The following is a 19,565-nucleotide window of genomic DNA, read 5'->3' as shown; positions in this document are numbered from 1 at the left end:
AGCCGCGGACTGGGGCCTGATGGTGCAGGAAAACGTGGGCGGGCTGTTCCTCGGCTCCTCCGCCGCGCTGATCCCGGCCGCCTGCATCGCCTCGCTGACCGTCGCCATGAACCTGCTTGTCGACTGGTTCCAGCAGCGCCAGCAGGGTGAAACCGTTCTGGAGAAGATCGACCAATGAGCGACATCCTGACCATCAAGAATCTGCGCGTGGAAGGTCGCCCGCCCGGGGGAAGCTATGTCCCCATCGTGAAGGGCGTGTCACTCAACGTAGCCAAGGGCGAGGTGTTGGCCTTGATCGGAGAAAGCGGGTCGGGAAAATCAACGATCTCGCTGGCCTCTATGGGCTTTGCACGTCCCGGCTGCCGCATCTCGGGCGGTGAGATCTGGCTCAATGGGCGGGACATCATGAAACTGTCTCCGCACGACCGTCACGCGCTGCGCGGTGACGAAGTGTCCTACGTCGCCCAATCAGCGGCGGCCAGTTTCAACCCCGCGCTGCGGATCGGCAAGCAGGTGATCGAGGCGCCGCTCTGGCATGGCGCGGGCGATGCCGCGACCCTGACCGCCACCGCCGTCGATCTATACCGCAAGCTGGATCTGCCGAACCCCGAAACCGTCGGCGACAAGTTCCCCCACCAGGTTTCGGGCGGGCAATTGCAACGCCTGATGGCGGCGATGGCCATGTCCTGCGGGCCGGATTTGCTGATCCTGGACGAACCCACCACCGCGCTGGACGTAACCACCCAGATCGAGGTTCTGAAAGCCTTCAAGGACATCATCCGCGATCAGGGAACGGCAGCAATCTATGTCACTCACGACCTGGCGGTCGTGGCGCAGGTGGCGGATCGAATTCTTGTGCTGAAGAACGGTGAAATGGTCGAGGAAGGACCAACCGCGCAGATCCTGCATGACCCGCAGCACGAATATACCCGCACGCTGATGGATGCCGTCCGGCCCGCGCCGCATCTGGTCGACCACGTTGACGCCAGCGCGGCGCAAGCGCCCGTCATCTCCGCGCGAAACATCACGGCGGGCTACGGGGCGCTGACCATCCTGTCGGATGTATCAGTTGATGTCCCTGCGGCATCGGTCGTGGGGGTGATCGGTGAAAGCGGCTGCGGGAAAAGCACGTTGGCGCGTGTCGTCGCAGGCCTTACGCCGCTGCGAGAGGGCGAGATCAAGCTTAATGGGAAGATCGCTGCTCCCAGCGTGAAAGACCGACCCCGCGAAACGCTCAGGGATTGCCAGATCGTCTTTCAGATGGCCGACACGGCACTGAACCCGCGCCAGCGGATCGGAGATATCCTGGGCCGCCCGCTGGAGTTCTATCAGGGGCTCAAGGGACGCGCGCGGGCGGACAAGGTGGGTGACTTGCTGGAACTCGTCGACCTGCCGCGGAGCTTTGCCTCGCGCTTTCCCGGTGAACTGTCAGGGGGCCAGAAACAACGGATCAACCTCGCCCGCGCGCTGGCTGCCGACCCCAAGGTGATCCTGTGTGACGAGGTCACCTCGGCGCTGGATACCGTCGTCGCGGCGGGGGTGATCGAACTTCTGAAATCGCTCAAGGACAAACTGGGCGTCGCCTATATGTTCATCAGCCACGACCTGTCCACGGTCGCCTCTTTCGCCGACGAGGTGGTCGTGCTCTATGCTGGTCGTGTAATCGAGAAAGGACCATCCAAGGCCGTCTTCGGCCCACCGTTCCATCCCTATACCAAGCTGCTGCTTTCTTCGGTGCCCGAGATGCGGCAAGGCTGGCTGGAAGGGGTGGCCGATACCGGCGAAGCCAAGGCCGCCAGCGCCGGCAGCGTCGTCATCGGGACCAAGGGCTGTCCCTTTGCCAACCGATGCACCCATACCATCAGCGGCACCTGCGACCGCCTCGCACCGCCACTGCGGACGTTACCGGGCGGACTGTCCATCGCCTGCCATCTGGACGATGCGACCCTTCCAACAGCGAACGGCTGACCCACAGTGATTTTCGTGTTACGGTCGGCGGAATGGGCGGCAGTGAACCCCGAAGGACAGCTGCGGGAAGCCCGGAAATAGAAACAAGGAACTTACGGCAACTTATTGATATTTTGATAAAAAGGGAGGAAATACCATGACCTTGAGACCCGATCCGACATTTTACCCGTCGGCAAAGCTGGCTATGGAGGGGCCGGTCGAGAAACTGGCCTTCACCTTGATGCTCAGCCCCGATGCATCGAAGCCCGACGGCTTGGCTGTCGTCGACGTTGATCCGAGCTCGGAGAAATTCGGACAGATCGTTCACCAGTTGATCATGCCCAACAAGGGCGACGAGTTTCACCATTTCGGCTGGAACGCCTGTTCCTCGGCGCTTTCCCCCCTGACAGGCCATGCCTTCCTGGAACGACGCTACCTGATCATTCCCGGAATCCGCTCGTCCCGCATCTATGTGGTCGATGTGAAAGATCCCCTGGACGCCAAGATCCACAAGATCATCGAACCCGAAGAGGTCTTTGCCAAGACCGGCTATTCCCGCCCGCACACGATCCATTGCGGCCCCGAGGGTATCTATGTCTCGACGTTGGGCGGCGGCGGGCCGGACGGCACCGACGGTCCGCCGGGCATCTTCATCATGGATTGCGAAACCTTCGACGTGATCGGCCGCTACGAGATCGACCGCGGCCCGCAGGACAAGCAATACGACTTCTGGTGGAACCTGCCGCGCGACTACATGGTCAGTTCCGAATGGGGCCTGCCGCCGCAATTCGAAAACGGTATCGTCGCCGAGGATCTGCTGTCCAACAAGTATGGCCATAGAATTCATTTCTGGAACCTGCGCGAGCGCAAGAATGTCCAGACCATCGACCTGGGCGAAAATCACCAGATGGCGCTGGAAATCCGCCCTGCCCACGATCCGGTCAAGGAATACGGGTTCTGTGGCGTCGTTGTGGACACCACCAACCTCGAAGGCTCGATCTGGACCTGGTGGCGCGAAGGTGGCGAATGGCACGCCAAGAAGACAATCACCATTCCGCCGCAACCAGCGGATCCCGACGACCTGCCCGACCTGCTCAAGGGCTTCTCGGCGGTACCTCCGCTGGTCACCGATATCGACCTGTCGCTGGACGACAAATACCTCTACGTCGCCTGCTGGGGCACCGGCGAGATGCATCAATACGATGTGTCGGACCCGATGAACCCGACATTGGCCGGCAAGGTCGAAATCGGGGGCATCATCAAGAAGACCGCCCATCCCAGTGGCAAAACCTTTGGCTATGGGCCTCAGATGGTCGAGATCAGCCGCGACGGCAAGCGGGTTTATTGGACCAATTCGCTGTATTCCACCTGGGACGATCAGTTCTATCCCGGCGAACGCGGCGGCGCGATGGTCAAGGCGGATGTCGGCGAAAACGGCGGTCTGACACTCGACAAGGATTTCTTCGTCGAGTTCCCGGAAGGGTATCGCAGCCACCAGATCCGGCTTGAGGGGGGCGACTGCTCGACCGACAGCTTCTGCTATCCCTCGGCCTGATCCTTGGGAGCGATAACCGACACTGCGGCGGGTCTCTGGCTCGCCGTGGTGGGAAGCGGGCTCTATCACGGGCTCAACCCGGGCATGGGCTGGCCGCTGGCGGTCTCCGCCGCGCTGATGGAAGGCCGCAGCGGCGCGCTGGGGCGTGCCCTTGTGGCGATAGCGCTGGGGCATCTTGCGGCCATGCTGGCCATCCTGATGCCGTTCGCCGTGATGACCTTGCTGATCGACTGGCAGCGCGAAATCCGCCTGGGCGCCGGGCTGGTGGTGATTGCGCTGGGGGTCTGGATTTTCGTCAGCCAGCGTCACCCCCGGTTTCTTGCACGTGTGCGGCCGGGCCGATTGGCCTTGTGGTCCTTTCTGGTCGCGCTCGCCCATGGCGCCGCGCTGATGCTGGTCCCGATCTACCTGGGCCTTTGCCGGGCCGACGAACTGGATACCGGCCACGCCGCCGCCGGATCGCTGATGTCGCGCGGCGTAGGCATCGCGTTCACGGTTGCCCTTGCCCATACGGCCGCGATGATCGCCGCGGGTGGTGCGGCCGCATGGGCTGTCTATCGCTGGCTTGGCCTGAGCTTTCTGTCGAAAAGCTGGTTCAACCTTGACCGGGTCTGGGCGGCGAGCCTTGTTCTTGTCGGCGTTATCGCGCTGGCAACCGCCTGAGCCCGTACGCGATGCGGTTCAGATCAACGCCTGATAGCTCAGCACCCTGAGTTGGCGGCGCAGCGCATGTGCGCTGGAGGGGATCAGCTGCGTCATCAGGATCACGGTCATCTCTTCGACCGGATCCACCCAGAACGCGGTCGACGCCATGCCGCCCCACGCGAATTCGCCGGGTGAGCCGACGATCCTGGCGCGGACCGGGTCCAGCATCACCGACACGCCCAGGCCAAAGCCGATCCCTTCGAAGCTCGTTTCGCTGAAATGCGCCTGCCCCCGACTGGCCAGATCGCCGCCCATCTGGTTCGACACCATCAGGTCAAAGGTCTTGCGCCCAAGCAGGTGTCCGCCCTCATATGCGCCGCGCCGCAAAAGCATGGTCGCGAAGCGCTGGTAATCGGCCATGGTCGAAACCAGCCCGCCGCCGCCGCTTTCCAGCGTGACGGGAGCACGGCAGCGATCCTGACTGGCCGACGGTACAAATCCCCCGTCGGCGTGATCATACAGCGTCGCCAATCGTCCTGCCTTGTCCTCGGGAACCGAAAAGCCGGTATCGGTCATGCCAAGTGGATCGAAGATCCGCGACCTGAGAAAACCGCCCAACGTCTGGCCGCTGATGACCTCGATCAGGTGCCCCAGAACATCGGTCGACAACCCATAGAACCACCGCGCACCGGGGTGAAAGGCCAGCGGGAAAGCCGCCAGCGCCTCGACCGCCTCGGCCATGGTGGCAAATCGACGGTCGAAATCGAGGCCCGCCGCCGACAAGGCCTGCTCCAACGCGTTTCCCTGCGGGTCGCCATAGACGATCCCGGCCTGATGCGTCAGCAGGTCGTGGATGGTGATCTGTCGCCGCGCGGGTTCGGTCGCGGTCAGGGCATGCCCCTCCCCCTTCCAGACCAGCGGATCGGCAAAGGCGGGCAGGAAATCGGCGACTGGCTGATCAAGCCGGAACGCCCCTTCCTCGTACAGCATCAACAGGGCAAGCGAGGTCACCGGCTTGGTCATCGAATAGATGCGCCAGATCGTATCCGGCGCCACCGCCCGCCCGATCGCCGCGTCGGCATGGCCGGCCTGCTCTGAAAAGACGACCTGCCCCCGCCGCGCGATCTGCACCGCCAGACCGCTCAGGCGCCTGTTGCGCACGTGCCCCTCCATCCAGCGCGAAATGCGACTCAGGCGGTTGGGGTCGACACCGTCGATATGTTCCTGCTGCAAGACCAGCCCTCCTCGATCCTTCGCGGCTACTCTGCGGCAGATCATTCCCGGCTTTCAAGCGACGGATAATCCCCCTATAACCACAAAAGAGTTATGCATGAGTTGGCCATGAGCACCCGACGACTTCCCCATCTGACATGGTTGCGTGCCTTCGAAGCATCCGCTCGGCATCTGAGTTTCACCCACGCCGCGCAGGAACTGAACCTGACCCAGGCCGCGATCAGCAAACAGGTCAAGCTGCTGGAGCATTACCTGCGTGAACCCCTGTTCGAGCGCAAACCCCGGAGCCTGGTGTTGACCAAGGTCGGCGCCGCCTATCTGCCGAAGGTCCGCGACGGGTTCGAACGTCTGGCGGCGGGCACCGAAGAGGTGTTCGGCCTCAGGCGGTCCGAGGTTCTGACCGTCCGTGCCCCGGTGGGCTATTCGGTCAACTGGATCGCGCCCCGGCTTCAGGGCTTCTTCGACCGTCACCCGGAGACCGAGGTGCGGCTGGTGTCCAGCGTCTGGGGCGACCAGTTCGACAACGAGCGGTTCGACCTCGACATTCAGTACGGCACCGGCAGATGGCCGGGCTACACGGCCGAGCGGCTGACATGGGAGGTGATCAAGCCGGTATGCGCCCCCGCGTTGCTGGACGGGGAACGGGCGCTTCGGCAGCCAGAAGACCTTGTCCATCAACGCCTGTTGCATGTTCTGGGTTACGAGGAAGGTTGGGCCGACTGGCTACGTTATGCCCAGACGACCGGGGTGAACTCCGGTCAGGGTCTGCAATTCGATACCTCGCTGCTGGCCTTTGAATTCGCGGCGCGCGGGGGCGGGGTGGCGCTGGCGCGATCCTCGATGCTGGGCGTCGAGATCGAACGCGGGCGCCTGGTCACCCCCTTCGAGATCGAGGCCCCCCTGCAAGAGGCGTTCTATCTGATCTCACCCGAGACAGGCCGCGACCATCCTGATGCGCGCAAGTTCAGCGAGTGGCTTGTCGAGACTGCGTCGAACGACCCCGAGAACCGGAGGATACGGACAACCTATCGCACCTGAGGCGTGGCGCCCTATCGGGTTCAGTCGAGTACGACGATGCCAGAGTGTTTCTGCTTGTGCTCGGGTTCGACATGGATGGTGATCTTGGCGCCCTCCACGGCCTCTTTCAGCGCCGCTTCGACGCGGTCGCAAATCTCATGCGCATCGAACACCGTAGTCTCGCCCGGGACCACCAGGTGAAAGTCGATAAAGGTGGCCTGCCCCGCGTGCCGGGTCCTGAGATCATGCGCCTCGACCGCGCCGCCTGCCTCTCTGGAAATGATGTCGCGCACCCTGGCCAGCGTATCCTCTGACACCGCTTCGTCCATCAACCCGCTGAGCGACTGGCGCACGAGGTGAAAGCCGGACCAGAGGATGTTGACCGCGACCAGCGCCGCCATCAGCGGATCAAGCAGCCACCAGCCGGTGACGATGGCCAGCAATATCCCCAGCGCCACCCCGGCCGAGGTGATCACATCGGTAAAGAGATGCTTGCCATCCGCCACCAGCGCCGGAGAGCGGGCGGCGCGACCACGCCGCACCAGAACCAAGGCCCAGACCGAATTGATCACCGTTGCGGCGCCGTTGACCAGCAGCCCCTCGATCGGCAGATCCATCGCCCGGGGGGCCAGAAACCCCGCATAGGCCTCGCGCAGGATGAGCAGCGCGGCGACGATGATCATCACCCCCTCCAGCACGGCGCTGAAGAACTCGGCCTTGTGGTGCCCGTAGGGATGAGAAGCGTCCGCCGGTCGTGCTGCGATACGGATGGCAATGAGCGCCGCGATGGCCGTTGCGACATTGACGGTACTCTCCAGCGCATCCGCAAGCAGGGCGACAGACCCCGTCAGCCACCAGGCCAGCGTCTTGATGCCCAGAACAAGAGCACCGACGAAAATGCTGGTAATGGCGATCCGGATGGTCGCGGACATCGATTCCCTCCATGGCGGCAGGTGGAGTGAGTACCCCCGTCGGCGCAGACGGGCAAGCAATGCCTCGTCCGGCTCCCAATTGATGGACCGCATTGGCCTGCCTTTGGGTGTCTCGCGCTCAGGCCAGATATTCGCAAACACGCTTCAGGCAGAATGCCACCTGGGACATATAGTCCATATCGTATCCGGAATCGTTTTCCAGCACGCTGAGCAGCGCACAGGAGGTTCCGGTTTCGCTATCGACGAGCAGGAACTGCCCGCCATAGCCGGCATGGCCCAACAGGTGCCCGTCGGTCATCAGGTGCCCCGAATAGCGCAGCCAGTCGCGCGGCGGCGCCAGCCGTGGCGCGATGCGCCCCAGACAGGCACGCAGGAACTCGGCATTCGGATAGGCGGCGTTGTCCGAAATCCCCGCAAACAGCAGCCCGAACCGCGCCAGGTCGCGGGCGCTCAGGCAACCTCCCCCGGAAAAAGCGGGCAGGTGTTCGGGACTAAGACTGATGTGAAACGCGCCCTCATATCCCGCCGCATCGGCGATTTCCTCAACCATCCGAGCCAGCGGCACCGGTGACACCGCCGCCGCAATCAGGGTCAGCACATCGGTATTGGCCGACTTGTATTCGGCGAGCGCAGGTGGCGGGCCGGGCCGGAACCCGGTGATCCCGGCGGCAAACAGGGCCAGGCTCGGCTCGGGCGCACCTTCGGGCGGCAGACGCCAGCCAAGCGCGATTTCCTCGGTATAACAATCCGATTGCGGATCAGAATAATCCTCGGAGAAATCGTTGTGTACCGCCATGTCGAGCAATGCGCCCACCGGCGCATGCGCATAGCCGCTACCGATCTCCGGCAAGTAGGCCGCAACGGGCGCATCAAGCGAAACCAGTCCCTGTGCCAACAGGCGGCCAAAGATCAGGTGGATATGCAGCTTGGTCACCGACTGGATCGAATGCGGCGCTGCCGGGCTGAAATCATCCGCTGCGGCCTCGAAGATCAGAGCGTCGCCACTCAGGCAGCAAAGGGCGGAGAAAGCCGGATGCGCCAGCAGCGCGCGCAGCTCCGGCAAGGCCGCCGGCAGGTCGATCGGAGACGGCACCAACGGCAGCACATTGCGCGACCGCACCATCAGCGTGCGCCGGAACAGGTGATGCGCATTATGGAACCCGTGGCGCCGGTGGGCGGGCCTGTTCCAGCGCTGCTTGTTGCTGTCATCGACGGCCAGATCGGGGTTTGGAACGCGCGCGTGCATGGCTAGTCCCTGGCCACGCGATGCAAAAGCACGTCGATGGCCACCACCCGGTCAGGATAGACGAAAAGCGGGTTGATCTCGACCTCGGCGATCTCGGCGCAGTCTTGCAGATAGGCATCCGACAGGGCGTGGATAGCGCCAGCAACCTGCGCCAGATCGGCGGCTGGGCGCCCACGATAGCCGCTGAGCAGCGGGGCCAGGCGCAACCCCTCTAGCCCCTGCTTCACCTCATCGACACTGCAGGGCAGAAGCAATGTCACCGCATCGCGCAGAAGCTCGACCAGAACGCCGCCGCTGCCAAGCACCAGCGCATGCCCGAATTGCGGGTCGCGCCGCAGGGTCAGGATCAGCTCGGCCAGCGGGGGCGGCGACATTGCCTCGACCAGGAAACGGTCGGTGACCGCATCCGGGTCATAGGCGGCGACCGCGCCGGGCATTTGCGCAAGCGCCGCTTGCAACTCGACCGGGTTGGCAAGGTTCAGCGCGACGGCCCCGGCCTCGGTCTTGTGGGCCAGGCGCGGGCTCATCATCTTGAGCGCGACCGGAAAGCCGATTTCCGCTGCCGCGCTCTCCACCTCCCGGGCGGTAACAGCACGGCCCTCGGGCACCGCACCCCCTGCTCCGCACAGCCAGTCCTTGCCGATATCTTCGGTCTGCCCAACCAAGTTGGCTGGGGCTTGCGGAGGCAGCAGTGGCGCGGGCTTGACGGACAGGATCCGCGCCCGCGCCGCGCTCCAGCCTGCCGCGTCACGGATGGCGTTCAGAGCCTCGTGAATGCCCTGCATCGGGGCGACGCCCTGTTCGATCAGCATCTGGCGGGTCTCGATATCCATGTTCTCGGGAATGGTGGCCAGGATCGCGGCAGGCACCTGTTGTTCAGTGGCGGCGCGGGCAAAGGCACTGGCGTCGTTCAGATAGAATACCTTGGAATCGTCCAGCCCCAAGGCGGGGTAATCCTGTACCAGCACGGTGAAATCAGGCGCCACCGCCCTCAGCGTTTGGGAAAACACCGGATAAGTGTGTTCGGCCTGACCCCAGATCGGCGTCGTATAGTCCAGCGGGTTCGAGACTGTGGCGATCTCGGGCAGAAAGGCCTTCAGTTCGGCGCGATCTGCGCCCTCAATGGCAGGAAAGCTCAGGCCGATCTTTTCGGCATGATCGGCCAGCATCGTGGCCCCACCGCCTGAACAGGTGAACCCCGCCACCCTCGCACCGCGCGGCGCGCCGGTCACGCACAAGAGCTTGAGCGTTTCCAGAAACTGCGACGGGTTGCTGACCGAGATCACACCGCAGCGGGCAAAGAGCGCCTCGTAAAGCTCGTTCGCCCCGGATAGCGAGCCGGTATGGCTGATCGTCAGCGCCGCCCCGATATGGGAGCTCCCGGATTTCAGCGCCACCACCGGCACACCGCGTTCCAGCGCCCGCAGCACGGCGCGTTCGAACCGGGCCACATCCTGCAAGCCCTCGATATGCAGCCCGATGGCGCGCACCGCCGGGTCACTTGCGAAAGCGTCCAGAAAATCCTCAAGCCCCAGAACCGCCTGATTGCCCGCCGACACCATATAGGCCATCGGCAGCGAGCGCTGGCTCATGGTGATATCGGACGAGAACATGCCCGATTGAGTGATGATCGCGGCTCCGTATCCCGGCGACCAACCGCCATGTTCAAACGACCACAGCGCCGATTTGCCAACATAGTTGATCAGCCCGTAACAATTGGGCCCGATCAGCGCCATGTCGCCCGCCGCCGCGATCAGCGCCCGCTCGGCGGCCGCGTCGCCGGTTTCCTTGAACCCGGCGGAGAAGCAGACAACACCGCCCGCGCCCATCGCCGCCAATTGCCCCAGCGCGCCCGTAACCGCGGCGGCAGGGATGGCCAGATAGACCGCATCTGGGGCCTCGGGCAAATCGGCGATGGTCGGCACGCAAGCCACGCCTTCCAGTGTGTCACGTTTGGGGTTCACCGCCCACATCCGCCCGGCAAAGCCGCGCCTGCGCGCCTCGCGAATGGCAATCGCCGCATCGCGCCCGCCAACAAAGGCGATATGGCGCGGTGTCAGAAGGCGCCGGAAATTCTCACGCTGCGCCGGTCTCATGCACCAAGTGGCCTCAGCATCGCACGGGTGATGATGTGGCGCTGGATCTCGCTGGTGCCGTCCCAGATCCGTTCCAGCCGGCTGTCGCGCCACAGACGTTGAACCGGCAATTCCTCCATCAGCCCCATGCCGCCGAAAATCTGCACCGCGTCATCGGCAATCCGGCCCAGCATTTCCGAGCAGAACACCTTGACCATGGCCGCGTCCTGATCGGCCATGCGGCCCGATTGGTGTCGCGCAACCGCATCCGTTACCATCAGGTTGGCCGCGCGCAGGTTCATCGCCCCGTCCGCCAGCCGGAACCCGGTGGCCTGAAAGGAACCGATCGGTTTGCCGAACTGGCGGCGATTGGCGGCCCATTCCGTCGCCATCTCCAGAATACGCTCGGCCTTACCGCAACACGACGCCCCGACCCAGATGCGCCCCATGCCCAGCCATTGACCGGCGATCTCGAACCCCCTGCCCTCTTCGCCCAAGATCTGGCCGGGGCCAAGGCGGACATTGTCGAAATGCAGCTCGAAGGTCTTGTAGCCGCGATAGCTGACCGATCTGGTGCCTTCGCGGCAGACAAAACCGGGGGTGCCCACATCGACCAGAAAGGCGGTGACGCGCTTGCGTGGCCCGCGCGGGGTGTCATCGGCACCGGTGGAAGCAAAGACAATGGCGAAATCGGGCATGCAGGGGCCCGAGATGAAATGCTTGGACCCGTTCAGGATCCAGTCGTCGCCGTCCCGGCGGGCGTTGGATTTCATCCCCATCGCATCCGACCCGGCGTCGGGCTCGGTCAGGCCGAACAATTCGCGTTTCTCGCCGCGCACGCAGGGCAGCAGGTACTTCTCACGCTGTTCGCCCTCGCAGGCCAGCAGGATCTCGGTCGGGCGCGCGGCCCAGCTGTGCAGGGCGTGGGTGGTCTTGCCGAACTCCTGCTCGATGATGCGCTGCGCCGACAGGTCAAGACCGCCGCCGCCGACCTCTTCGGGCAGGTTGCAGGCAAACAGGCCAAGCTCGTGCGCGCGTGCCTCGATCTGGCGGCCGATCTCTGCGGGGACATGGCCCAGGCGGTCGACCTCGTCCTCGTGCGGCATCATCTCGGTTTCCACGAACTTGCGGACCGTGGCGGTCAGCAATTCATGTTCGTGGCTGGTTTCCATGTTCATGTCGGAACCTTTCTCAGCTTCGGCTCTCGCCTGCATTGCGCCGCGACAGGATGGCCGAGACGACAAAGGCGATGATCGTGATGGCGATCAGGACCACGGCCGCGGCGGCCACGGTCGGGTCGGTGTTCTCGCGGATGCCGTTCCACATGCGGCGCGGCAGGGTGTAGACGCTGAACTTGGAGATGAAGAGCGTCACGACGATCTCGTCCCAGCTCAGGATGAAGGCAAAGAGCGCGCCTGCAAAGACACCGGGCCGGATCGAGGGCAAGATGACCCGCCGCATCGTTGTCCAGTTCGACGCACCGAGGTTCTTTGACGCCTGTTCCAACCTTGGGTCAAAGGTGGCAAGCGAGGCGCTGACCGTGATCAAGACCATGGGTGCAGCCAGGATCGTATGGGCCAGGATCAGGCCGGGATAGCTATCCAGCAGGCCCAGCGGGATCCAGAGCCGGTAAAAGGCCATGGCCGAGATAATCTGTGGAATGATCAGCGGCAACAGCAGAAAAGCGCGCACAAGCTCGCTGTATTTGGACGAGACCCGCCACAGGCCGATGGCGCAGAGCGTGCCCAGAAAGGTGGCCAGTACCGAGGTCGACAAGGCAATGACCCCGCTCTGGAAGAAACTCGACAACCATTCCTCGCTGGTGAAGAGGTGTTGGAAATGCCGCAAGGACAGCTCGTCCTTGGGCATCGACAGGAACCGTTTGGGCGTCAGTGAAACCGGGATGGCGATCAGCGCCGGTGTCACCAGGAACAGCAGCAGCACCCAGGCGCCGGCGCGGTTGAAGAGCGAAAACAGACCAGGTCTCATCGCGTGCTGCCCCCGAAGACGGCGCTGAGCTTCATGAAGCGCGACATGATCCAGAGCATGGCCAGAACCCCGGCCAGCATCAGTACAGCCAGCATCGCCGCCGTGCCCCATTTCAGGGTGACGAGCAACTGGACCGAGATATATTCGGCCACCATCAACACCTTGCCCCCGCCCAGCACCGCCGGGGTGACGTAGAACCCAAGGCTGAGGATGAAGACCAGAAGGGTCGAGGCGACGATCCCCGGCAGGGTCAGCGGCAGGTAGATGCGCCAGAATGTCTGGCTCCCGCTGGCTCCAAGATTGCGCGAGGCATCCATGACCCGGCTATCGAGCGATTGCATGCTGACCAGCAGCGGTAGCACCGCATAGGGGATCATGTAATGCACCATGCCGATCAGCACCCCCAACTCGTTGCGCATGAAGGCGATCGGCGCCGAGACCAGGCCAAGTGTCTCAAGCGTGTTGTTGACCAGCCCGTTGCGCCCCAGCAGCATCAGCCAGGAAAAGGTCCGCACCAGGATCGAGATCCAGAACGAGACCAGCAGCAGGGTCAGCATGTAATTCTTCTGCCGCTGGTGGCAGTGCACCATCGCATAGGCAATGGAATAGCCCAGCGTCACGCTGAACACGGTGGTGATCACGCAGATGCGCAAGGTGGTCCAGACGATCCGCAACAGCGAGTCGCTTTCATAAAGCTTGCGATAGTTGTCCAGCCCCGGCTCGGGATCGGTCACGCTCAGCCACATGATGTTCAGGATCGGGCCGAGATACAGCGCGACCACAAGCACCAGAAGCGGCGCGATGATGGCCCAGCCGGGATGGATATGTCTTGCCACTGCGTTCATGTCCGTGTTCCGAAGGGCCGCGCCCGCCCGTCGCTGGGGACGGGCGCGGCCTCAGGGTCCTAGCTGATGGCCTCAAGGAAAGCGTTCACCGCGTCACCGCCATTCTCGCCCCACCAGGTCGGGTCGTTATAGACGATCTTGTCGATGTTCATCGCCGATGTGATGGCATAGGGCTGCTGATCCTCAGGTATTTCGCCAAAGGCCGCCGGGTTCGAGGGTGTCATGCCAAGGCAATCGAGCAGCTTGAGCTGGGCGGGGACCTCTTGCGCGGTGGCGATGAACTGCATCACCGCCTCGCGGCCCGCCGGGTTGCCCTTGGGCACGATATAGGCGCCGGGCATGGCCATGGCCTGGTTGTTGACCAGCTTGAAACGTCCGTCGGTATCGTTCTCCATGTTGCGACCGCGGTTCTGCCAGATCATGGCCATGGTGACCTCGCCGTTGACCACCATCGAATGCACTTCGGAGCCCGAGCCCCAATAGATGCTATCATCCTTGATGGACTTGATCTTGTTCAGCGCCCGCTCCATGTCGAGCGGATAAAGCGCGTCGCCCGCCACGCCATCGGCCATCAGCGCCGCCTCGAGCGAGCCGTTGGCCCATTTGTACAGCGACCGCGTGCCCGGGAAATTGGCGGTGTCAAAGAAGTCCTTCCAATCCTTGGGCGGGTTGTCGCCATAGGCTTCGGTGTCATAGACGAAGGCATAGCCATAAAGGATAACCGAGACCCCGTGTTCCAGCGCATAGCCCGGCAGGGTCTTGTCCTTGCTGACGATGGAATAGTCGATGGGCTCCAGATGCCCGGTCGGCCCAAGCGACACGGCGTTGAACAGGTCGGCATCGGCCACATCGGCGGTCACGTTGCCGCTGTCCACCATCTCCTTGATCTTGCCTTCGAGCGGGCCGGAAGTGTCGAATTTCACCCCTTTGCCGGTGGCCGCGGTAAAGGCCTCTCCAATAGCCGAGCCGTGGCATTCGACCGACTGGCCACCCCAGTTCCACATCACCACATGGTCGGCCGCCGCCTGCGCGTCGCCCGCCAGTACGGCGTTCATGGCGATCCCCGAGGCACCGCAAAGCGCCAGAAAGGTGCGCCGATCCATACGCCCTTCCTTGTAGGCATGGGCGCTTTCGGTGAGCATTTCCTTCATGAATTGCTTGTCTTGCATTTCGTCCTCCGTGTCAGATGCCCAAGGCTTTGCCGGGCGATTGTTGTGACGCCTTGAACGGCGTTCTTTGGGTGCTCATTCAACTTTCGTTCAGTTCCACCGCCGCCGCGTCCTGCCAGCTCAGTTCGACAGCCTCGCCCTCGTGCAGGGGCTGCTGGTTGCGCCAAACGTCGATATCCACCTCGATCTGTTCGGCCTCGGTGGTTTCTACGATGATCCGCTGCATCGACCCGAAATAGGTGATGCTGGAGATGGTTCCGCTGCGCCGGGCCTGCGGGTGACCTGTGCCCAGGTGGATGTCGATCTTCTCCGGGCGCAGCGCATGGACGCGGCCGTTCTGGTGAATGAAATTCGACTTCCCCAGGAAACTGGCGGCAAAGCGGGTTGCGGGCCGCTCGTACAGCTCTTGCGGAGAGCCCACCTGTTCGATGGCACCGTCGCGCATGATGACGATGCGGTCAGACATCGACAGCGCCTCTTCCTGGTCGTGGGTGACATAGATGAAGGTCGTGCCGACGCGGCGGTGAATGTCCTTGAGCTGTTCCTGCACCTCGACCCGCAATTTCTTGTCCAGCGCGCCCAGCGGCTCGTCCAGCAGCAGGACCGGCGGCGCGAAACACAGCGCCCGCGCCAGCGCCACCCGCTGTTGCTGACCCCCCGACAGCTGGCCGGGCTTGCGGTTGGCGAAATCCTGCAACTGGACCAGTTCCAGCATCTCGTCGACACGGGCCCGGATCTCGGCCTCGGGCCGTTTGCGCACGCTCAGCGCATAGCCGATATTGTCGCGCACGGTCATATGCGGGAACAGGGCATAACCCTGAAACACCATGCCAAAGTTGCGCTTCTCGGCGGGCACTTCGGCGATCGAGCTTCCATCCAGCGCGATATCGCCGCTGGTGATGTCCAGAAACCCCGCGATCATCATCAACAGCGTCGTCTTGCCCGAGCCCGAAGGGCCCAGCAGGGTCAGGAACTCTCCCTTGCGGATTTCCAGATCGACCGAGTTGACCGCCCGGAACGTCCCGAAATATTTCGACACGCCTTCGATCCGCAGGCTGCCGCCAGAGAACGCGTCGGCCATTTACCCCTCCGCCCCGCGCAGGTTCAGCTTGGCGCGGGCCTCGTTCGGTGTCAGCAGGCGGGCGCCCATGCGCTCGATAATCTCTCGCGCGCGGGTCACCAGTTGGCCGTTGGTCGCCAGCACACCGCGATCGAGATAGATGTTGTCCTCCAGCCCGACGCGGACATTGCCGCCCAGCGCCACGGCGGCGGCGGCCATCGGCATCTGGCCGCGTCCGATGCCGAAACTGGCCCAGCTGGCCCCCGCTGGCAGTTGCGATTTCATCGCCACCATGGTTTCGACATCCTGATCCGCGCCCCAGGGGATACCCAGGCACAGCTGGAACATCGGCGGCGCGTCGATCAGCCCCTCGGCGATCATCGCCTTGGCAAAACGGATATGGCCCAGATCGAACACTTCCAGCTCGGGCTTCACTCCCCATTCCTGCACCAGCGCCGCCATCCGGCGCAGCGTCGGCGGGGTCGAGATGTAGATCATGTCGGTGTCCGAGAAATTCAGCGTCCCGCAATCCAGCGAACAGATATCGGGGCGGCATTCCTCGACATGGGCCAATCGCGCCTCGGGCCCGATCATGTCGGTGCCCGGTCCGGGCATGGCCGGGTTGGCGGGGTCGGAAATCCAGTCACCCCCCATACCCGCGGTCAGGTTGATCACCACATCGGTACCGCTGTCGCGCACACGGTCGACGATCTCCTTGAACAGCTTCGGATCTCGCGAACCCTGGCCGGTTTCCGGGTCGCGGGCATGGAGATGGACGATAGCCGCACCCGCCCTGGCGGCCTCGATCGCGGCCTCGGCAATCGCCTTGGGCGTGACCGGGACATGCGGGCTTTTACCGGTTGTATCCCCGGCGCCGGTAACGGCGCAGGTCAGCACGACATCGTGGTTCATGCAATCATTTCCCTGTTGTTTTTTCCAGTGTGCTGGCCGGATCCCCCCAAAAACTGTCGATTATTCGCCGTATTTAGGGTGCTGATGTCGAAAAATATTGATAAGGTGCAAGTAAATGTAGTGACAGGAAATATCATGCAACTCGACTTGTTGCCCCCTCAGGAGAGAGGCCAGATCCATTCGGTTTTTGTGGTGGTGCCACGGTTCAACCTGACGACCCTGATCACGATGATCGAAACCATGCGGATCGGGAATTACCTGTCCTCCGACCGCCTGTTCTCGTGGGAAGTCACCTCGTTCGACGGGCTGAACCTGGGCGCCAGCAATGGCGTGCGAGTGCATCTGGATATCGAGCCGGACCAGACCGCACCGGCGGATCAGGTCTTTGTGCTGGCCAGCTGGGGCGGTGAGCATTACCAGAACAAGGCGCTTGCCTCGTGGCTGCGCAAGCGGGCCCGGCGGGGCGAGCGCATCTGCGCGGTCGAGCTGGGCTGCTATCTGGTCGCCCGTGCCGGCCTGATGGATGGTAAGGAGGCCACGACCCATTGGTCCTGGATCAACGGGTTCCAAGAGAAATTCGACCAGATTTCCGTGGTCGAGCAGCTGTTTACCATCGACGGGCGGATCCTGACATGTGCCGGCGGAATGGCCGGGGTCGACCTGATGCTGCGGCTGATCGAGCAGTCGCACGGGGCCAGTTTCTCGGGAGAGATCGCGGACCAGATGCTGCACAACCCGATCCGCAAGGGCACGTCCTCGCAGCGCCGAACGATGGGGCGTGGCACGGAATCGATCCTGCCGCTGGTGCGGCAGGCGATGACCCTGATCGAGCGCAACATCGAAGAGCCGCTGACCGTGCCCCAGATCGCCGACGCGCTGGACGTGTCACAACGCCAGCTTGAGCGGCAGTTCAAGAAACATGTGGGCTGCACCGTGGTTCAGTTCGGCCTGCTGCGCCGGTTGCAGAACGCACGCGTCCTGCTGATCGCCACCGAACTCAGCGTACGCGAGATCGCCACCGCCTCCGGCTTCAACACGCTGTCGCATTTCTCGTATTCATTCAGCAAGTTCTTCGGTCGCAGGCCGTCGGAATACCGCGAGGCCTGGCCGTCGAACGAGACCGCCCCGACTTGGCCCGGCACCCTGTCGGATTTCCTGCACGCGCTCAACTCGGGGGACAAGCGCTCTAAAGCGCCGCTCGCGCCTCCCGAAGGGCGTTGAGCACGGCGACGATCTCGCGGTCGCGCTGTGCCGCCATGTCGGCAAAATGTCGGTCACCGGCGACGGCATTGCAGCCATCGACCATGCGGTCGCGCAACTCTTGCGTCAGTTCGGGCGCCTGAAGCCGGGTCCAGGGCAGTTTCAGCGCCGGGCCGAACTGGTCCAGATTGGTGGCCATGCCGCCCGCGCCACAGGCGACGTGAAACGCCATGCATTGCCCCTGGCTGACCATGCGCGGCGCCGGGCCGTTCATCAGCGCGATGTCGATATCCTCGGGCGTGGCCTCGCCATTGGCAACCATGTGCAGCGCCTCGCGCCACAGCGCCTCTTGCAGACGTGTCGCGACAAAGCCGGGGATCTCCTTCTTCATCATCAGCGGCGCCTTGCCTGCGATCCGATAGAATTCGCCGGCCCATTCTACCGCCGCCGGGTCGGTTTTCTCGCCGCCCACGATCTCGACCAGCGGCAACAGATAAGGCGGGTTGAACGGATGCCCGATCACCGTGCGACCCGGCGTTTCGCAATTGGCCTGAATGTCGGTCATCATCAGGCCCGAGGTCGAGGAGCCGATCACCACATTCTCGGGCACGATGCGCCCCAGCCGGTGATAAAGCGCCTGTTTCATCGCCAGATTCTCGGGCGCGCTTTCCTGGATGAACCCCGCCCCCTCGACCGCCGCATCGAGGTCATGGACGACGTGCAACCGGTCGAGCGAGGCACCCGGCGCCAGGCCCAGTGCGGTCAGGCTGATCCAGGCGGTATCAAGGATGGTGCGAAACGCCCCCTCCTCGGCCGGGTCGTGCAGATAGCTGGTGACGTCATAGCCGCGCGCCAGGAAATGAGCGGCCCAACCGCCGCCGATGGGACCGCCGCCGATGCTGGCGACACGGGTGATGGATGAGGGATCGGGATACATCATTCGCCTTTGAACCTGGGTTCGCGCTTCTCGACAAAGGCGGCCACGCCTTCGGCCGCATCGTCGGATTTCAGCATCTTGCGATAGGTCGGCATCGGGTCGGTGCGCATCTTGTGGAACGCCTGTTCCAGCGGCACGCATTCGATCTCGCGCTGAACCTCTTTCACCGATTGCATGGCCAAGGGCGCCGACCAGGCGATCGAGGCCGCCCATTCGCGGGCCGCATCCATCAGTTGTTCCCTGGGCACCACCTTGTTGACCAGACCATAATGGGCGGCCTCGGTCGCGGACATGCGGCGGCCCAGCAGGAACATCTCCATCGCGATGTTATGTGGAATGCGCCGGGGCAAACGTTGCAACGCGCCCGCATCCGGCACGATGCCCAGCGGCATTTCCGGCAGGCCGAATTCCACGTGGTCGGCGGCGATCAGCAAATCACAAGCCATCGCCATCTCGAACCCGCCGCCGATGGCCAACCCGTTGATCGCGGCGATCACCGGCTTGTTCAGCGCCCAGTTTTCGGTCAGGCCGGTAAATCCGCCAAAGCCGTAGTCGTCGCTCTCCCACCAGTTATCAAGCTGCATCTCGCCCGCGTTCAGCGCCTTCAGATCCCAGCCCGCGCTGAAGATCTTGTCGCCGCCACCGGTCAGGATCGCACAGCGCAATTCCTTGTCCTCGTGCAATTCCTGAAACGCCGCCGCCAGCGCCTGACTGGTTGGCACGTCGATGGCGTTGACCTTGCCGCGCGACAGCGTGACCTCAAGAACATGGCCGTCACGGCGGGTGCTGACGCCCTCACTCAT

Annotated in this window: 17 protein-coding genes; 5 read left to right on the top strand and 12 right to left on the bottom strand. The window is 63.4% G+C overall.

Annotated features, from left to right (window positions below; genetic code table 11):
- The first annotated feature begins 174 nt into the window (after positions 1 to 174).
- The 3 genes from AC2FL1_RS10985 (at position 175) to AC2FL1_RS10975 (ending at position 4,165) form a co-directional block, all read left to right on the top strand.
- Positions 175 to 1,968 (top strand): ABC transporter ATP-binding protein, encoded by a 1,794-nt coding sequence (locus AC2FL1_RS10985; protein WP_496876943.1) that lies wholly within the window; start codon positions 175 to 177, stop codon positions 1,966 to 1,968.
- A gap of 136 nt (positions 1,969 to 2,104) precedes the next feature.
- Positions 2,105 to 3,502 carry a selenium-binding protein SBP56-related protein gene (locus AC2FL1_RS10980; protein ID WP_496876942.1) on the top strand — a complete coding sequence of 466 codons (1,398 nt, stop codon included), beginning with the start codon at positions 2,105 to 2,107 and terminating at the stop codon, positions 3,500 to 3,502.
- 3 nt (positions 3,503 to 3,505) lie between these two features.
- Positions 3,506 to 4,165 carry a hypothetical protein gene (locus AC2FL1_RS10975; RefSeq protein ID WP_496876941.1) on the top strand — a complete coding sequence of 220 codons (660 nt, stop codon included), beginning with the start codon at positions 3,506 to 3,508 and terminating at the stop codon, positions 4,163 to 4,165.
- A gap of 18 nt (positions 4,166 to 4,183) precedes the next feature.
- On the opposite strand, the gene AC2FL1_RS10970 is transcribed toward AC2FL1_RS10975, so the two are convergent.
- Entirely contained in the window at positions 4,184 to 5,380 is a 1,197-nt protein-coding gene (locus tag AC2FL1_RS10970; protein WP_496876940.1) for a serine hydrolase domain-containing protein, read from the bottom strand.
- A 108-nt stretch (positions 5,381 to 5,488) separates the two neighbouring features.
- Between AC2FL1_RS10970 and gcvA the strand changes: the two genes are divergently transcribed.
- Positions 5,489 to 6,418 carry a transcriptional regulator GcvA gene (gcvA, locus tag AC2FL1_RS10965; RefSeq protein WP_496824887.1) on the top strand — a complete coding sequence of 310 codons (930 nt, stop codon included), beginning with the start codon at positions 5,489 to 5,491 and terminating at the stop codon, positions 6,416 to 6,418.
- 20 nt (positions 6,419 to 6,438) lie between these two features.
- Here gcvA and AC2FL1_RS10960 read toward each other — a convergent pair whose 3' ends face one another.
- The 9 genes from AC2FL1_RS10960 to AC2FL1_RS10920 all read right to left on the bottom strand — a co-directional run bounded on the left by AC2FL1_RS10960 (position 6,439) and on the right by AC2FL1_RS10920 (position 16,625).
- Positions 6,439 to 7,329: a cation diffusion facilitator family transporter gene (locus AC2FL1_RS10960; protein WP_496876939.1), complete on the bottom strand. Its 891-nt coding sequence runs from the start codon at positions 7,327 to 7,329 to the stop codon at positions 6,439 to 6,441.
- A 118-nt stretch (positions 7,330 to 7,447) separates the two neighbouring features.
- A complete protein-coding gene (locus AC2FL1_RS10955) occupies positions 7,448 to 8,575 on the bottom strand; it encodes a serine hydrolase (protein ID WP_496876938.1) in 1,128 nt (375 codons plus the stop codon).
- Between the two features lie 2 nt (positions 8,576 to 8,577).
- Entirely contained in the window at positions 8,578 to 10,671 is a 2,094-nt protein-coding gene (locus AC2FL1_RS10950) for an acetate--CoA ligase family protein (RefSeq protein WP_496876937.1), read from the bottom strand.
- Positions 10,668 to 11,828, bottom strand: coding sequence for an acyl-CoA dehydrogenase family protein (locus AC2FL1_RS10945; RefSeq protein ID WP_496876936.1), 1,161 nt, complete (start codon positions 11,826 to 11,828; stop codon positions 10,668 to 10,670). Before AC2FL1_RS10945 ends, AC2FL1_RS10950 begins: the two co-directional genes overlap by 4 nt.
- Before the next feature lie 13 nt (positions 11,829 to 11,841).
- Entirely contained in the window at positions 11,842 to 12,639 is a 798-nt protein-coding gene (locus AC2FL1_RS10940; RefSeq protein WP_234143303.1) for an ABC transporter permease, read from the bottom strand.
- Complete coding sequence (locus AC2FL1_RS10935; protein WP_496876935.1) at positions 12,636 to 13,484, bottom strand: ABC transporter permease; 849 nt, start codon at positions 13,482 to 13,484, stop codon at positions 12,636 to 12,638. Before AC2FL1_RS10935 ends, AC2FL1_RS10940 begins: the two co-directional genes overlap by 4 nt.
- Positions 13,485 to 13,543: 59 nt before the next feature.
- Positions 13,544 to 14,653: an extracellular solute-binding protein gene (locus AC2FL1_RS10930; protein ID WP_496876934.1), complete on the bottom strand. Its 1,110-nt coding sequence runs from the start codon at positions 14,651 to 14,653 to the stop codon at positions 13,544 to 13,546.
- Positions 14,654 to 14,732: 79 nt separating this feature from the next.
- Entirely contained in the window at positions 14,733 to 15,734 is a 1,002-nt protein-coding gene (locus AC2FL1_RS10925; RefSeq protein ID WP_496876933.1) for an ABC transporter ATP-binding protein, read from the bottom strand.
- Positions 15,735 to 16,625, bottom strand: coding sequence for a beta-keto acid cleavage family enzyme (locus tag AC2FL1_RS10920; RefSeq protein ID WP_496824901.1), 891 nt, complete (start codon positions 16,623 to 16,625; stop codon positions 15,735 to 15,737).
- A 135-nt stretch (positions 16,626 to 16,760) separates the two neighbouring features.
- On the opposite strand from AC2FL1_RS10920, the gene AC2FL1_RS10915 reads away from it, so the two are divergent.
- Complete coding sequence (locus AC2FL1_RS10915) at positions 16,761 to 17,846, top strand: GlxA family transcriptional regulator (protein ID WP_496876932.1); 1,086 nt, start codon at positions 16,761 to 16,763, stop codon at positions 17,844 to 17,846.
- Here the strand turns inward: AC2FL1_RS10915 and AC2FL1_RS10910 are convergent.
- Both AC2FL1_RS10910 and AC2FL1_RS10905 read right to left on the bottom strand, forming a co-directional pair.
- On the bottom strand, positions 17,812 to 18,765 hold the full coding sequence (locus tag AC2FL1_RS10910; protein WP_496876931.1) for a 3-hydroxyacyl-CoA dehydrogenase NAD-binding domain-containing protein: 954 nt from the start codon (positions 18,763 to 18,765) through the stop codon (positions 17,812 to 17,814). The genes AC2FL1_RS10915 and AC2FL1_RS10910 overlap by 35 nt on opposite strands.
- A complete protein-coding gene (locus AC2FL1_RS10905; RefSeq protein ID WP_496824907.1) occupies positions 18,762 to 19,565 on the bottom strand; it encodes a carnitinyl-CoA dehydratase in 804 nt (267 codons plus the stop codon). Before AC2FL1_RS10905 ends, AC2FL1_RS10910 begins: the two co-directional genes overlap by 4 nt.

The sequence above is a fragment of the Ruegeria sp. YKSF070 genome, from assembly GCF_059612725.1.
Note: the sequence above shows the minus strand (reverse complement) of the source record. Positions and strands in the feature narration are given on the sequence as shown.

Bases quoted from the DNA above. Each gene is read 5' to 3' on its own strand.
- AC2FL1_RS10985 (WP_496876943.1), top strand. From the start codon at position 175: ATGAGCGACATCCTGACCATCAAGAATCTGCGCGTGGAAGGTCGCCCG.
- AC2FL1_RS10980 (WP_496876942.1), top strand. From the start codon at position 2,105: ATGACCTTGAGACCCGATCCGACATTTTACCCGTCGGCAAAGCTGGCT.
- gcvA (WP_496824887.1), top strand. From the start codon at position 5,489: ATGAGCACCCGACGACTTCCCCATCTGACATGGTTGCGTGCCTTCGAA.
- AC2FL1_RS10960 (WP_496876939.1), bottom strand. From the start codon at position 7,329: ATGTCCGCGACCATCCGGATCGCCATTACCAGCATTTTCGTCGGTGCT.
- AC2FL1_RS10955 (WP_496876938.1), bottom strand. From the start codon at position 8,575: ATGCACGCGCGCGTTCCAAACCCCGATCTGGCCGTCGATGACAGCAAC.
- AC2FL1_RS10950 (WP_496876937.1), bottom strand. From the start codon at position 10,671: ATGAGACCGGCGCAGCGTGAGAATTTCCGGCGCCTTCTGACACCGCGC.
- AC2FL1_RS10945 (WP_496876936.1), bottom strand. From the start codon at position 11,828: ATGAACATGGAAACCAGCCACGAACATGAATTGCTGACCGCCACGGTC.
- AC2FL1_RS10940 (WP_234143303.1), bottom strand. From the start codon at position 12,639: ATGAGACCTGGTCTGTTTTCGCTCTTCAACCGCGCCGGCGCCTGGGTG.
- AC2FL1_RS10935 (WP_496876935.1), bottom strand. From the start codon at position 13,484: ATGAACGCAGTGGCAAGACATATCCATCCCGGCTGGGCCATCATCGCG.
- AC2FL1_RS10930 (WP_496876934.1), bottom strand. From the start codon at position 14,653: ATGCAAGACAAGCAATTCATGAAGGAAATGCTCACCGAAAGCGCCCAT.
- AC2FL1_RS10925 (WP_496876933.1), bottom strand. From the start codon at position 15,734: ATGGCCGACGCGTTCTCTGGCGGCAGCCTGCGGATCGAAGGCGTGTCG.
- AC2FL1_RS10920 (WP_496824901.1), bottom strand. From the start codon at position 16,625: ATGAACCACGATGTCGTGCTGACCTGCGCCGTTACCGGCGCCGGGGAT.
- AC2FL1_RS10915 (WP_496876932.1), top strand. From the start codon at position 16,761: ATGCAACTCGACTTGTTGCCCCCTCAGGAGAGAGGCCAGATCCATTCG.
- AC2FL1_RS10910 (WP_496876931.1), bottom strand. From the start codon at position 18,765: ATGATGTATCCCGATCCCTCATCCATCACCCGTGTCGCCAGCATCGGC.
- AC2FL1_RS10905 (WP_496824907.1), bottom strand. From the start codon at position 19,565: ATGAGTGAGGGCGTCAGCACCCGCCGTGACGGCCATGTTCTTGAGGTC.